Below are 14351 nucleotides of genomic sequence, written 5' to 3'. Positions count from 1 at the left end.
CCTCTGGCTAACACTTCCCCTTGCCGGGTGTGTAGAGGACTTTCACCTCCAAGTCACCAGCGTGGCCACCACAGCCAAACTGGTTGCGCTTGCGCGCAACGCGCCATGCCTGGCGCACACAAAAAAAGGGGCGACCATTTGGTCGCCCCTTTTTCGTTTTAGCTGGAATCTATATTGACTGTACCGCCGCCTTCGCGGGCAAGCCTCGCTCCTACAAAGTTTGCGAGTTTCTGTAGGAGTGAGGCTTGCCCGCGATAGGGTCCTCAATTACTTCGCAGAAATTGCCCCATCCACCAATGTCTGAGCTTCTGCTACCAGCTGCTTGAGATGCTCGTCACCGATGAAGCTTTCAGCGTAGATCTTGTAGATGTCTTCGGTACCCGAAGGACGTGCCGCGAACCAGCCGTTCTCAGTCATGACTTTCAAACCGCCGATCGCCTGATCATTACCCGGCGCATGGCTGAGAATGCTTTGAATCGCCTCCCCGGCCAATTGCGTGGACTTGACCTGATCCGGCGACAGTTTGCTGAGCAAGGCTTTCTGCTCAGGATTGGCCTTGGCGTCGACGCGCACCGAGAACGGTTCACCCAACTCATCGGTCAAGGCGCGATAGATCTGGCTCGGATCGCGGCCGGTACGGGCTGTCATTTCCGCCGCCAACAGCGCGGGGATCAGGCCGTCCTTGTCGGTGCTCCAGACGCTGCCGTCCTTGCGCAGGAACGAGGCACCGGCGCTTTCCTCACCGCCGAAGCCCAGAGAACCGTCGAACAAGCCGTCGGCGAACCACTTGAAACCTACCGGCACTTCATACAGACGGCGACCTAGCCTCTTGGCAACCCGATCGATCAAGCCGCTGCTGACCACGGTCTTGCCCACGGCAGCATCAGCACGCCATTGCGGACGGTTCTGGAACAGGTAATCGATGGACACCGCCAGATAGCTGTTCGGTGCCAGCAAGCCACCGGACGGCGTAACGATACCGTGGCGGTCGTGGTCCGGGTCACAGGCAAACGCAACGTCGAAGCGTTCTTTAAGGCCGATCAAGCCTTGCATGGCGTAGCTGGAGGACGGGTCCATACGGATTTGACCGTCCCAGTCCACGGACATAAAGCGGAACGTCGGATCGACCTGGGTGTTGACCACGTCCAGATCCAGACGGTAATGCTCGGCAATCGCCGACCAGTAACGCACCCCTGCTCCGCCCAACGGGTCTACGCCCAGACGCAGCTTGGCGCCACGAATGGCATCCATGTCGATCACATTGATCAGATCGGCCACGTAGGTGTTGAGGTAGTCGTGACGATGGGTAGTACTGGCCTTCAGTGCCTGCTCGTAGCTGATGCGTTTTACGCCAGCGAGCTTGTTGGTCAGCAGTTCGTTGGCCTTGGCTTCGATCCACTTGGTGATGTGGGTATCGGCCGGGCCGCCATTGGTTGGGTTGTATTTGTAGCCACCGCTTTGCGGCGGGTTATGCGACGGCGTGATGACGATACCGTCTGCCAGGCCCGAGGTGCGGCCTCGGTTGTAGCAAAGAATGGCGTGGGAAATTGCTGGCGTCGGGGTGTATTCATCGCCTTCGGCGATCATCACCGTGACGCCGTTTGCCGCGAGCACTTCCAGCGCGCTGGCCCCGGCCGGAGTCGACAGTGCATGGGTGTCGATGCCGACAAACAGTGGCCCATCAATTCCCTGAGCTTCGCGATACAGGCAAATGGCCTGGCTGATAGCCAAAACATGCCATTCATTGAAGCTCAATTCGAAGGAGCTGCCACGGTGTCCTGAAGTACCAAACGCCACACGCTGGGTGGAGACTGCTGCATCAGGTTGGCCGGTGTAATAGGCCGTTACCAGTCGCGGGATATCGACCAACAGTTCTACCGGTGCCGGTTTTCCCGCAAAAGGACTGATTGTCATGCATAACCTCTGGAAAGGATGGTTCAGGGATAGGAACGCAGTTTACTGGCAGTTGGACCGCAGCGCGATGTTATCTATCCCGTCTTCTGGAGATGTTTGTCGGCCGCCTATCTATAAATAACGGCTTGACCTGGCACATGAAAATAGAAGAATCAGCAATGAATAGTGCTGGATAGGTGAGGATTAACAAGCGAGAGAGAGTAAAGGCTTCAGCGTGCTTTGGTGAGTGCGGGATCATGTGTTTTGGCAAAAACGCCAGAGCCCGCAGGAGCGGACTCTGGCGAAAACAATCAAGCAGGCTCGACCTGGAGGGCAACCCGTTCGCGACATGGGCATTCGTCCATGTAACGGTGGGCTTCAACAAACTCATTGAACGGGAAGACCCGGGTCTTGAGCGGCAGCAGAACACGATCTGCGGTCAGTTGATTGATGTCGCGCAACGCCCGTTGCAACGTCACCTGATCCTGAATGATGCCCAACTCCGGTTTGCCGGTGAAGTTACCGATGCAATGCACAAAGAACTGAATGTTCTTCTGGAACGCCGCACAGGCCGGGAACGGTGTCTGGTTACCGCCTTGCAGGCCATACAACACCAGGCTGCCGCGAGGCGCCAGCACATCACCAAGCAACGACATCTGCGGCCCACCGAGACCGTCGAACACAACGTCGACGCCACGGTTGTCGGTGTACTTGTTGATCTGCATCAGCAGATCCTGCTCTTCGGTAACGATTACCTTCTCGGCACCGAGCGACAGCAAATAATCTCGTTCATCGGCCGTTTTGGTAGCGGCAATTACCCGCACTCCCAACGCTTTACCCAACTGCACAAAGGACGGCCCGGCACAGTGGCTGGCATCGGTCACCAAGGCAAACTGGCCCGGCTTGACCCGCGCCAGATCGACATAGGCAAAGTAGGCAACCAGTAGCGGCGTGTAATGCACGCTGGCTTCAATCGGGCTGAGGATGTCGGGGTAACGGGTCAACATCGAGTGTGGCAGAACAATCTGCTCACCGTAGACCGGATAATCGTTTGGGCTTTGTGCCGGGAAGCTGGCGACCTTGTCACCCACCACCAGGTCATCGACGCCCTCGCCGACTGCCGTCACCACGCCGGCCATTTCCTGGCCAAGGCCCGAAGGCAGACGAGCATGGGACGACGCCAGGTTCTGACGCCAGAGCACGTCGTACCAACTGATGCCAATCGCTTCGACACGCACCTGCACTTCGCCCGGTGCAGGCATCGCTGCCGCATGCTCTTCGCATTTGAGCACCTCGGCTGGACCAAACTTGTGAAAACGGATCGTGCGGGACATCGCAAACCTCGTCAAAGTAACCTCTAATGCCATGAACTCTATCTGGGCTTTCTAGCCAAGACCATCAGCGGCTATTAATAGTCGACATGCCTGTCATTGATTCCGCAACTCCTGCTACGACGTCGAATGCCGTAGAAAACCGAACCAGCATTTCAGGAAAACTGAATTAGCCGGTGCAGAGTACCAGCCTTTCCCCGTAAGATTCATGCCGGCCATTGTTCTCATATGGCCGCTCTCGTCAAGTTTGCTGACTCTGCCAGGACTCCAGATGAATCGTAATGACCTGCGTCGTGTCGACCTGAACCTGTTGATCGTGTTCGAAACATTGATGCATGAACGCAGCGTGACCCGTGCTGCGGAAAAACTGTTCCTCGGCCAACCGGCCATCAGCGCCGCGTTGTCACGCCTGCGCGGGCTGTTCGACGACCCGCTGTTCGTGCGCACCGGGCGCAGCATGGAACCTTCAGCCCGGGCGGTGGAAATCTTCGCCCTGCTCTCACCCGCCCTGGATTCGATTTCCACTGCGGTGAGCCGCGCCTCCGAGTTCGACCCGGCGACCAGCACCGCAGTCTTCCGTATTGGTCTGTCGGATGATGTCGAGTTCGCCCTGCTGCCGATGCTGCTCAAACGCCTGCGCGCCGAAGCGCCGGGGATTGTGTTGGTGGTGCGGCGGGTCAACTACATATTAATGCCGGGGCTACTGGCTTCTGGCGAGATCTCTATTGGTGTCAGCTACACCACCGATCTGCCGGCCAATGCCAAACGCAAAGTATTGCGCCGCAGCCTGCCGAGACTGCTACGTGCAGACACCGTTCCGGGGCCGTTGAGTCTGGATGACTTCTGCGCCCGCCCCCATGCACTGGTGTCGTTTGCCGGTGACCTGAGCGGGTTTATCGATGAAGAGCTGGAGAAACTTGGCCGCAAGCGCCACGTGGTGCTCGCCGTTCCACAGTTCAACGGCCTAGGCACGTTGCTGGCGGGCACCGACATCGTCGCCATGGTGCCGGACTACACCGCCGAAGCGTTGACGGCCGCCGGTGGCGTTCGCGCCGAAAACCCGCCGCTGCCGGTACCCAGTTTCGAACTGCACATGGCCTGGCGCGGCTCCCAGGACAACGACCCGGGCGAACGCTGGTTACGCTCGCGGATACAGATGTTTTTTGGGGACCCCGATAGCTTGTAATGGAATTCCACTAAATTCCATAAAACCGTTTTATAACAATCGCTTACTTTTAATTCGAGTCCATTGCCGCCTGTCTAAATCCAATGGATTCCACGACTCATGGGGGCATAATTGGGGGCAAATTTCGGTTCCTTAAAAAGGATGCCCCCACCGATGCCCCCAGATAATGCGGTTGTTTTCAAACGAAAACTCAGCGATGCCTTGATCCGCTCACTGACCGAACCCGGCAAACACGCCGATGGCGAAGTCCCTGGCCTCTACTTGGAGGTAAGGGCGTCGAGCAAGGTCGGCAAATCCCCTTCCAAGGTTTGGCGATTGAAGTATCGGCTGCATGGGAAGGAAAACCGCTTCTCCATCGGCGCTTACCCCGACATTAGCCTCAAGGAGGCGCGCGACATTGCCCGCGGCGCCCGCCGCGACGTGGCTAACCACACCGCTCCGCTCAAGGCCAAGACCGCCAAGATCGAGGCACAGTTGCTCAATGGAGAGCGCACCTTCGCGTACGTGGCCGAGCAATGGTTGGCATTCAAGTCTGCCGAACTGGTTACCAAATCCATCTCGGGCTTTACCGGAGCGCTGAACAACCACATCTTGCCTGCCATTGGCAAAAAACCGATCAGCGAGATCAAGTTGGAGCACATCACTACGATCATCACTGAGTTGCGCCGCCAGCGCACCATGGCCATGGCCCGGCGCGTGCGCACCATCATACGTGCCGTTCTGGGCTTTGCCGAAGGTCGCGGCTGGGTGGAGCGCAACGTGGCGCTCAGCAACATCGAGGAGTTGAAGATTCGCCACATCGTGACCAGCAACCCGGCGATCGAAAGGCCATCCGACCTGGGCAGGTTTCTTCTACGCCTTGATGACTGCAACGACGGCAGCGTAGCTGCAGCAATGCGGCTGCTGGTCATGTTGCCGGTTCGCCCAGGCGAACTGGTGCAGATGCGCTGGGAAGATGTCGACTTGGTGGGCGCCGATTGGCGTTATGTGGTGAGCAAGACCAAGCACCTGGACAAGAGCAAACACATCGTGCCGTTGCCTGAGCAAGCGTTGGTCCTGTTACGAGAGCTACATAAAACCCGCGTGGTGGATGAAGACGGCAAAGGCTGGGTGTTCGTCTCGCCGGTCTATCCAGGACGTCCCATAAACCCAACCTCCATGCTCAAGTCCTTCCAGCGCATCTGGCCGGAGTACGACATCACAGCCCATGGCTTTCGTGCCACGTACCGGACCATTGCTCACGAGCACCTGGGTATTGACCCAATCGTGCTCGAACTCTCGCTATCTCACCGTATGCCAGGTGCGCTGGGGGCTGTGTATGCGCGAGCTCAACTGCTAGTGCAACGCAGGGAGGCGGCTCAGCAATGGGCGAACTACTTAGACCAGTTGCGGCAAAACGCGGCGCGAGCCACCACCGATTGATGATACAGAGAAAACTATTAGAAAATTGGAGAGGGAAACGAGACGCGCATTGGGTGGTTTTATCTTTGATTTATATGGATATTATTTTATTACGCTGATGCAAGAATACTTGATGATGTACTTGTTTTTTGGGGCTTTCAAACGCTAGAAGACCAACTGTTACGGGAGGGAAATTCACACCGGCATTGCAATGGCATAATATGCCAATCAGTAAACACCACTCGCTCGTCCTCACCCGGAGTTCATCATGGCCACTCGAAACGTTGTCCTCACGTCGCACCAAGAACAGATTATCCAGGACCTGGTGCAATCCGGCCATTATCAGAATGCCAGCGAAGTCATGCGCGAAGGTTTGCGTCTGCTAGAGCAGCGGATAGCCGAAGATACCGCGAAAATTCAGGCGTTACGTCAAGCCACCTCCATCGGCATTATGGAGATCGAGCAAGGGCGCTTTACACAGTTGGACGAAGGCGATCTAGGGCAGTTTCTCGACGAGTTGAACCAGGAGGCCACGATCCCCGCGAACGGGAAACAGTGAGCATGGCGCAGTATCGGATTTCCAACGCGGCTCGCGCCGACATTGTCGACATACTCCGTCACTCAAACACGCAATTCGGTGAACAGGCTCGTCAGCGTTACCAGACACTGATCCTTACCGCACTGCAATCAATCGCGGCTACGCCGCATCACGTTGTCAGCCGCCCTCGCGACGAGATTACACCGGGACTTCGAAGCTATCACCTCATCCATTCACGCCAAAACGCAAAACCCATACAGGCAGCGGTGAAAAAACCACGCCACATCGTGTTCTATCGTGTGGCTGACGATGAAGTGATTGAGATCGTCAGATCTGCTCCATGATGCCATGGAGGTGTCATCGCACCTACCGACTGAATAATTCAAATGAAAATGACGCTTAATTTCCGCATACCCTCAACTATGCGTTTCTCGGGTATTTCCCATCGCTACTGTGCGAAAAACCATCACCGTAACGGACCAGCAGGACAGCTGGATCAAGGCTCGGATCGAGGCTGGCCATTACACCAATGACAGCGATTATATTCGCGATTTGATTCGTTGCGAGCAGGAGCGTACGGCGAGGTAGACGCGATCCGTGCGGCTTTGTTTGAGGGCGAGGCCAGCGGCAAACCTCACGCGTTTAACCCTGAAGCATTCTAACAACGGATGCTGAACGCCCATGGCTGAGTTTGGGACGATACTGTTTCCGCTACGCTCAACTTAGGAACTCCAACCCGCGTTCGTCAATAACAGGCACAGTGTCAAGCAAATAACGTTTGAAGTTCTCTAATGTAGGGTTGCTATTACTGCGTGCGGGCCAGACTAGGTAATAGCTGTCGCCCGTACTGACAGCCTTGTTATAGGGTAATACCAGAGACCCTTTGGCCAGTTCGTCACCTACCAGCGCCAAGTCACCGATAGACACTCCGCGACCCTGAATAGCCGCGGAGATACCCAACTCTAGGGTGTCGAAAATCTTGCCTGTATGCCAGGAAACCGCGGACGTCAAGCCCACGCGCTCCAGCCAGCGATGCCAATCTCGACGGTCCCGGGACGGATGGATCAACTCGGCGGCAAACACGTCTTCACCGCTTAAATTGCGCTGCTCCAGCAAGCCAGGCGAGCAGACCGGTATCAGCCATTCATCAAAAAGCTTTATAAATCCAAGCTCGTTGGAGAAACAGCCATTGCCCAACAGTACCGCACAATCGAACGGCTCTACATCGAAGTTGACGTAGTCAACATCCATCCACTCACTGGACAATTGCGCCTGCTCTGTAACGTCCACGGTATTGAACTCGTCAAGCACATGCAGCAACCAGCGCATTGTCAAGGTGGAAGGAGCCTTGACCCTCAAGAATTTCTCCTTACGGGTGATTGTGGTACAGGCGTGCTCGATCAGGCGAAAGCCGATTCTCAGTTCTTGAGCCAACAATCGACCTACTTGAGTGAGGGCGATTTTTGGCCCCTTGCGTTCAAATAACGCGCAGCCAAAATGCTCCTCCAGGGCCTTAACATGCCGACTCACGGCACTTTGGGTGATGAAAAGGTTGTCGGCCGCCTGAGTGAAAGAACTGAAGCGTGCGGCCAGTTCGAAGGCACGCAATGCGTAGAGCGGTGGCAGTCGGCGCACCATTTGATCAAGAGCATCATGATTCATACTCATCCTTACCTGTCCTTTTTTTCTGTTTTTAAATACAGGGCGTTTGCAAAATAATACCCGTATAAATAAGCGACATAACCTATAAAAAATCGAGCACACCTATACCGGATTAACGTGTTTTATCTGCCTATGGCATACAACCAGCCTTTTGCAGCCTCAACGTCATTGAAAAAACACAGCAGATAATTTACCATGCCCGAATTCAATAAACTCCTGTTCTCCAGCATCCAACTAGCAAGTCTCGACCAAACCACTGAATCAGAGATATTAAATTTTCGTTTATTTGGTAATAAAAAAGGCTTTTTGCATCTAAAAAACCTGCCGACTGGCACAATTCCATCGACACCCGTTGATCGCGCCAGCCTACACAAAGACTGCACAATCAGTGAACAAGTCATCTTGAAAGCAACAGCCATACTGGGTGATCCGATTGGTTACATTCAAGAATCCAACGGCGATATAATCAATAACTTTTTCCCCCATAAAATGCACTCTATGAGTGCGAGCTCGGACAGTTACGATTGCGAGTTGGAGTTGCATACCGAAAATGCATTTCACGCTGTCTCGCCGGATTATCTGGTGTTGTTTTGCCTGCGCCAAGCGCCCGACGCCGACGCCGCGACCTTCATTAGCTCCATCGATAACATCAGCAATATCATCACACCGGCAGACCTTGACTATTTTCATGGGGAAAACTACAACTTTCTCTCGGACTACTGCACGACAGAAAAAAACTGCCGTATCGATATAAACCAAAAACAAACCGTTCTATACGGCGACCCTGAGTCACCCTTTTTTCGTTTCGACCCTCAATTCATGGTCGCAAGCAGCAAGCACGCGCAACTCAAACTTGAGGGTTTACGCAAAGCCGCCTGGGAAGTCGCCCAACCGGTCCACCTCAATACCGGCGACCTGTTGATCATCGACAACCGCAAAACCGCCCACGCCCGCAGCGCGTTCTCAGCCCGTCTGGATGGCAACGATCGTTGGATTCAACGCACCTTCGCGGTGGCCGGCTATCGCTACTACGCGCAACGTCTGGGCAAAAACAACCGCATACTGGACCTGGTGACCACCCTATGAGCATATTGCACCTAACCTTTGCCGTAGCAGTATTTTTCCTGATCGCCTCTCCTGGCCCCGTGGTGGCTCTGGTCATTTCCGACGCCAGACAAGCCTGGCCCACCGCCACGATCACTGGCGGTGTGCTGTCCGCCCAACTTCTGCTGCTGATCACCCTGACACTTATCTACACCGCGATGGACGTCAGCCCGATGCTACTTAGCTGGGGCCAACTTGTCGGTGGACTGTATTTGGCCTGGCTTGGGGTTTCCAGCCTCCGGGCTAGCGTCAATGGAATCGTCCCAGTGCAAAACAGTCGCCGTCACTTTTTCTGGCGCGCCCTGAAAGTGGGCCTGTCCAACCCCAAAGACATACTATTTTTCCTTGCCTTTCTGCCAGGTTTCATTGAACACGATGGCGACTTTATTAAACAGGGGCTGCTGCTTGCACTGATCTGGGGTGTGATCGACATCTCTATTTTGCTCATCTATGGCGCTATTTCACGCCAATTGCTGTCCTTCGCGGCCGCCCAGAAAGTCATGACCAAGGCCCCCAGTGTATTTCTGCTGGGTATCGGCCTGCTGTCCGGAATTCTAGGCGCGCAACGGCTGATAGAGGGATGAAATATACGCAAGAAGTACGGGAATCGGCCAAATGATTAACTCCCAAACCCTGTTCCCTCTTATCGGTAAGGTCATCACCAGTGCGGGCAGCCGAAAATTTACACGGCTTTTGCACGATCTGGTACTCACCAAGTTGCACGTGGATGCTACGTACATTACGCAAATACGCGTAAAGGACGCCGACACGTCACGTGCAGAGCCCAATACGATCAGCTACGAGATACTAAGCCCCGAATGTACGGCTTCGCCGATTGGATCCAATCAACAAACAACGGAGGTATTGCCGAGTGAGCTGCTGATGAGTGAATGCGCCCCTATTCACCACATGACTGACTTTTCATCCTTGGTTAACGTGGGGATAGAACAGGCCTTGACAGCTATTCCCTTCAGTTCCCAGCTGCATCTGAAATCACTCAAAAACGAGTACTGTTATATAATTTCGTTATATCGCACGCAAGCCGATAGTTTTTCAACGCAAGAGAAAATAACTATCAAGGATTTCTCATCATTGCTGCTACCATTGGTAGAGAAACACATTAACGCGATTAATTCACAAGCTGTGCTCGACAAAAACATCGCCGCTGAAAATTTTGACCCCAACAACGGAAACATTGACTCCCTGCGCCAGCGTTTTGAAAATCGTCTAATGCAATCGGGCTTGAAGCTGTCCAATCGTGAGAAGGAAATTTGCATCGGTCTTTTAGCGGGACACACCGCTCCTGAGCTGGCTGATGCGCTGGTACTGAAAGTCAACACAGTGGAAAGCTACCTCAAACGTGCTGTTATCAAAATGGGTATTCGTGGGAGGCATTCGCTGATTCGTTGGATGCATGCCAATCCAGGCTCTGCTAAGGTTGCAAGTTGGTAAAGGCAGTGCCATTACTGCATGGTATCGACGTCTTTTTACTCATTTACCGACGCAGGCGGCGATATAAACGTCGTTCTTCTGCGCGATCTTGCATGCACAACTTTCTCGTTTAAACCTTGTTCCCAGCTCCCTGCCACCAATGCCATGTCCATGACATGGATTTCAGGGGCATCCTGCGCCTAAGCCGATAGCGATCACTGCCTGCTTCCTTCAAACTAGCTACTGCCATCAATTACCTTGGTAGCGCTCATTTCAGAAGCATTACGGCTAACTTTCGGCTGATTTTATTTTCACTGCCGACAGTAATACGGTCATATAACCGCCCCCGTTTGCCTTCTTGAAGAGTTTGTCGTTATTCACGACCCGCCGTCTCTTGTTCCATCAACTATCCAGCGCTGCGCACTGACGCAGCCGATGAGTGCATAATTATGGAAGAGCTAAATTATCTGAAGAAAGTTGAATCGAATGCACGCACCTACGCCGCCACTTTCCAACGCCTGTTTGTCAGCGGAAATGGCGTGTGGGTCAAGGATGCACAAGGCAAGGAATACCTCGACTGCCTGGCTAACGCCGGTACCCTGGCCCTGGGCCACAACCCGCCTGCCGTCAAGGAAGCTGTACTGGACTTCCTGAGCACCGACCAACTGCAACAAGCCCTGGACCTCGCCACACCCGCCAAGCATGCGTTTGTGCAAGAGCTGTTTTCTCAGTTGCCGGCCGCGATGCGCCCCTCCAGTAAAATTCTGTTTTGCGGCCCCAGCGGCTCGGACGCGGTGGAAGCCGCCATCAAACTGGCGCGTCATTACACCAAACGCTCAGCGCTGATGGCCTTTCACGGTGGTTACCACGGCATGACCGCCGGTGCGCTATCGGCCATGGGAAATCTCAACCCCAAAAGCATTCCCAGTGTCATCGCGCAAAGCACCCACTTCCTCCCCTACCCTTACCGCTTCCGCTGCCCGTTCGGCACCGACGGTGAGCAGACGGACCAACTGTCGATCGAGTACATCCGCACTGTGCTCTCGGACCCGGAAGGCGGCGTCACCCTCCCCGCCGCTGTGCTCGTTGAAGTGGTGCAGGGTGAAGGCGGTTGCATCCCCGCCTCGGCCGAGTGGCTGCGTGGATTGCGTGAGATCACCCAAGAATTGGGCATCGTGCTGATCATCGACGAAGTACAGACGGGCCTGGGCCGTACCGGCAGCACCTTTGCCATCGAACATGCCGGTATCGTCCCCGACATTCTGGTCCTGTCCAAAGCGATCGGCGGCGGCTACCCGCTGTCGGTGATAGTTTACGCTGAGCACCTCGACACCTGGGGTCCGGGCATGCATGCCGGCACGTTCCGCGGTAATCAGATCGCGATGGTCGCCGGGCGCGCGACCATGCGCCATATCCACCAGGCAGGCTTGGTGGAGCACGCGGCTGCACGTGGTGCGCAACTGCTCGCAGGCCTAAAAGAAATCGCCCAACGGCATGACCCGATCGCCGATGTGCGTGGCCGTGGACTAATGATTGGCGTTGAAGTCACCAAGCCGCACGTGCACAAGCGTGCGGGCCTCGGTGACGGCACACTGGCACGGGCGATCAAACTCAATTGCTTCGACAATGGCCTGATCATCGAAACAGGTGGGCGCCACGGTTCGGTCCTGCGTTTTCTACCGGCCCTGACCATCACCGAAGCCCAGGTGGGCAGCGTGCTCGACCGTTTTGAGGACGCGATCAAAAACGCCAGCGCACATCGTTTGCATGTAGTCGGCCAGTCGACCTGACATAGGCACCAAAAAAGCCCGCCACCGGTAAAGGTGAGCGGGCTTTTTTACCAGCCTCAGTCCCGTGCGAGGGCTTCGATCGGATCCAGCCGCGCCGCATTACGTGCCGGTACAAATCCGAAGATGATGCCAATCAGGCTTGAACACACGAATGCGGTGACAATCGATTCCAGGGAAAACACCATCTGCCATTCCTTGATTACCAGGGAAAAGACAAAGCCGATGCCAAACGATAACGAGATACCAATCACCCCACCGATCAGACATACCATGACCGCTTCCACCAGGAACTGCTGGCGGATGTCCGACTGACGCGCGCCCACGGCCATTCGAATGCCGATTTCCCGTGTGCGTTCGGTTACCGACACCAGCATGATATTCATCACGCCAATCCCCCCCACCACCAAGGAAATCAACGCGATCAACGACAACAGCAAGGCCAGCGACTGGCTGGTCTTTTGTACCGTTTGCATGATGCTGTCGAGGTTGTAGGTAAAGAAATCCTTGGTGCCGTGGCGCTGCTCCATCAGCTTGGTCACGTTTTCTTCCACCACCTTGCTCGGCTGGCCGTCTTTGATCCGCACCGTGATGCTGTCCAGGTAACGCTGGCCCAACAGGCGCCCAGCGGCGGTCTCGTACGGCACCCAGACATTCAGTGCCTTGCTGGTGTTGAAGATGTTTTTATTGTCCGCCGCCACGCCAATCACCGTGCACGGCAGGTTTCCCACCAAGATGATTTGGCCAAGTGCCTCGACATTCGGCCCAAACAGCCGGTTGCGGGTGTTGTGGTCGATCACCACCACCTGAGCCTGGCGCGTATCGTCGTCCTGACTGAAGGTGATGCCTTCGGCGATCTTGATCCCACGTACCTGGAACGAGCTGGCACTCACGCCGTTGACCGTGGCATCCACGTCAATATTGCCAAAGCGCAGCAACATATTGCGCCCGGCATTTGGCGTGGCGCTGTCGATGTAATGCAATTGGCTGAGGGCCGTGACGTCGGATAACACCAGGGTCTCGATGGCTGAGGCATGGCTGTCGCCAAAGTCGGTGCCTGGGTAGATATCGATGGTATTGCTGCCGATCGCCTGGATATCACTCAGCACATAGCGCTTGGCGCCTTCACCGATGGCCACAATCGACACCACCGAGGTGATGCCGATCACGATGCCGAGCATGGTCAGCAGCGTGCGCATGCGGTGAGAAATCAGCGCCACCCAGGCCATCACAAACGCTTCCTTGAATAACCCAAAGCTCGCCACCAGACGCCGCCCTGGCTTGGCCCGAATCTTGGTATTGGCCGATTCGGCCACTTCGACCCCGGGCCGTTCATTGAGCCGGTCACTGACAATCTCACCGTCGCGCATCTCGATAATGCGCTCGGCGTGTGCAGCGACCTTGGCATCGTGGGTCACGATGATCACCGTGTGCCCTGCCGCGTGCAGTTCCAACAGGATGTTCATCACCTCCTTGCCACTGGCGGTGTCGAGTGCGCCGGTCGGTTCATCGGCCAGAATCACCTCGCCGCCATTCATCAAGGCCCGCGCGATACTCACCCGTTGCTGTTGCCCGCCGGACAATTGGCTGGGGCGGTTGACCAAGTGACTGGCCAGGCCGAGTCGCGCCAGCAGTTCCTTGGCACGGCTATGGCGCTGCCCTTCCGGTACGCCGGAATAAATCGCCGGCATCTCGACGTTATGCATCGCGCTCAAGTGCGGTAGTAAATGGTAGCGCTGGAAGATAAACCCGAAGTGATCACGGCGCAGCTCGGCCAGTTCCTGGTCCGCCAGGTCGCGGGTCTCGCGGCCGCTGATGGTGTAGCTACCGTCGGTGGCGTAATCCAGGCAACCAAGGATATTCATTAGCGTCGACTTGCCTGACCCTGAGGCCCCCGTGATCGCCACCATTTCCCCGGCGTCGATGGTCAGGTTGACATCCTTGAGGGCCATGAACGCCTTCTCACCCGCCACAAAGCTGCGGCTGATGCCTTTGAGCTCCAACAATGCTTGGGTCAT

The 14351-nt window shown here is 55.5% G+C and carries 11 protein-coding genes and 2 pseudogenes; 9 read left to right on the top strand and 4 right to left on the bottom strand.

Translation table 11 applies throughout. The annotated features are described in order from the left end of the window. Window positions 1-267: 267 nt before the first annotated feature. The gene (gene pgm / locus ACZYSM_RS19555; RefSeq protein ID WP_489073661.1) at window positions 268-1914 is read right to left on the bottom strand and encodes a phosphoglucomutase (alpha-D-glucose-1,6-bisphosphate-dependent); all 1647 of its coding nucleotides are present in this window, start codon (window positions 1912-1914) and stop codon (window positions 268-270) included. Between the two features lie 290 nt (window positions 1915-2204). Next, entirely contained in the window at window positions 2205-3227 is a 1023-nt protein-coding gene (locus tag ACZYSM_RS19550) for a zinc-dependent alcohol dehydrogenase family protein (protein WP_489073659.1), read from the bottom strand. Window positions 3228-3495: 268 nt separating this feature from the next. Here ACZYSM_RS19550 and ACZYSM_RS19545 point away from each other — a divergent pair, with 268 nt between their 5' ends. The 5 genes and pseudogenes from ACZYSM_RS19545 (at window position 3496) to ACZYSM_RS19525 (ending at window position 7011) form a co-directional block, all read left to right on the top strand. Further along, window positions 3496-4410 carry a LysR family transcriptional regulator gene (locus ACZYSM_RS19545; protein ID WP_489073657.1) on the top strand — a complete coding sequence of 305 codons (915 nt, stop codon included), beginning with the start codon at window positions 3496-3498 and terminating at the stop codon, window positions 4408-4410. Between the two features lie 153 nt (window positions 4411-4563). Continuing rightward, on the top strand, window positions 4564-5832 hold the full coding sequence (locus ACZYSM_RS19540; RefSeq protein ID WP_489073655.1) for a tyrosine-type recombinase/integrase: 1269 nt from the start codon (window positions 4564-4566) through the stop codon (window positions 5830-5832). A 247-nt stretch (window positions 5833-6079) separates the two neighbouring features. Next, window positions 6080-6370 carry a type II toxin-antitoxin system ParD family antitoxin gene (locus ACZYSM_RS19535; RefSeq protein WP_489073653.1) on the top strand — a complete coding sequence of 97 codons (291 nt, stop codon included), beginning with the start codon at window positions 6080-6082 and terminating at the stop codon, window positions 6368-6370. A 2-nt stretch (window positions 6371-6372) separates the two neighbouring features. Next, window positions 6373-6730, top strand: a pseudogene (locus ACZYSM_RS19530) (type II toxin-antitoxin system RelE/ParE family toxin). Between the two features lie 63 nt (window positions 6731-6793). Continuing rightward, a pseudogene (locus ACZYSM_RS19525) lies at window positions 6794-7011 on the top strand (type II toxin-antitoxin system ParD family antitoxin). A 55-nt stretch (window positions 7012-7066) separates the two neighbouring features. Here ACZYSM_RS19525 and ACZYSM_RS19520 read toward each other — a convergent pair. Beyond that, window positions 7067-7987 carry a LysR substrate-binding domain-containing protein gene (locus ACZYSM_RS19520; protein ID WP_489073669.1) on the bottom strand — a complete coding sequence of 307 codons (921 nt, stop codon included), beginning with the start codon at window positions 7985-7987 and terminating at the stop codon, window positions 7067-7069. A 219-nt stretch (window positions 7988-8206) separates the two neighbouring features. Here ACZYSM_RS19520 and ACZYSM_RS19515 point away from each other — a divergent pair, with 219 nt between their 5' ends. From ACZYSM_RS19515 to ACZYSM_RS19500, 4 genes are all read left to right on the top strand, one after another. Then, complete coding sequence (locus tag ACZYSM_RS19515) at window positions 8207-9097, top strand: TauD/TfdA family dioxygenase (protein WP_489073651.1); 891 nt, start codon at window positions 8207-8209, stop codon at window positions 9095-9097. Then, window positions 9094-9699 carry a LysE family translocator gene (locus ACZYSM_RS19510; protein ID WP_489073649.1) on the top strand — a complete coding sequence of 202 codons (606 nt, stop codon included), beginning with the start codon at window positions 9094-9096 and terminating at the stop codon, window positions 9697-9699. The genes ACZYSM_RS19515 and ACZYSM_RS19510 overlap by 4 nt, the downstream gene beginning before the upstream one ends. 34 nt (window positions 9700-9733) lie before the next feature. Next, window positions 9734-10567 (top strand): helix-turn-helix transcriptional regulator, encoded by an 834-nt coding sequence (locus tag ACZYSM_RS19505; protein ID WP_489073667.1) that lies wholly within the window; start codon window positions 9734-9736, stop codon window positions 10565-10567. Between the two features lie 428 nt (window positions 10568-10995). Next, window positions 10996-12336: a diaminobutyrate--2-oxoglutarate transaminase family protein gene (locus tag ACZYSM_RS19500; protein WP_489073647.1), complete on the top strand. Its 1341-nt coding sequence runs from the start codon at window positions 10996-10998 to the stop codon at window positions 12334-12336. 56 nt (window positions 12337-12392) lie between these two features. Here the strand turns inward: ACZYSM_RS19500 and ACZYSM_RS19495 are convergent, their stop codons facing one another. Continuing rightward, entirely contained in the window at window positions 12393-14351 is a 1959-nt protein-coding gene (locus ACZYSM_RS19495) for a MacB family efflux pump subunit (RefSeq protein ID WP_489073645.1), read from the bottom strand.

Source organism: Pseudomonas sp. F220, from assembly GCF_057813935.1.
This window is presented reverse-complemented; position numbering and strand designations above follow the sequence as displayed.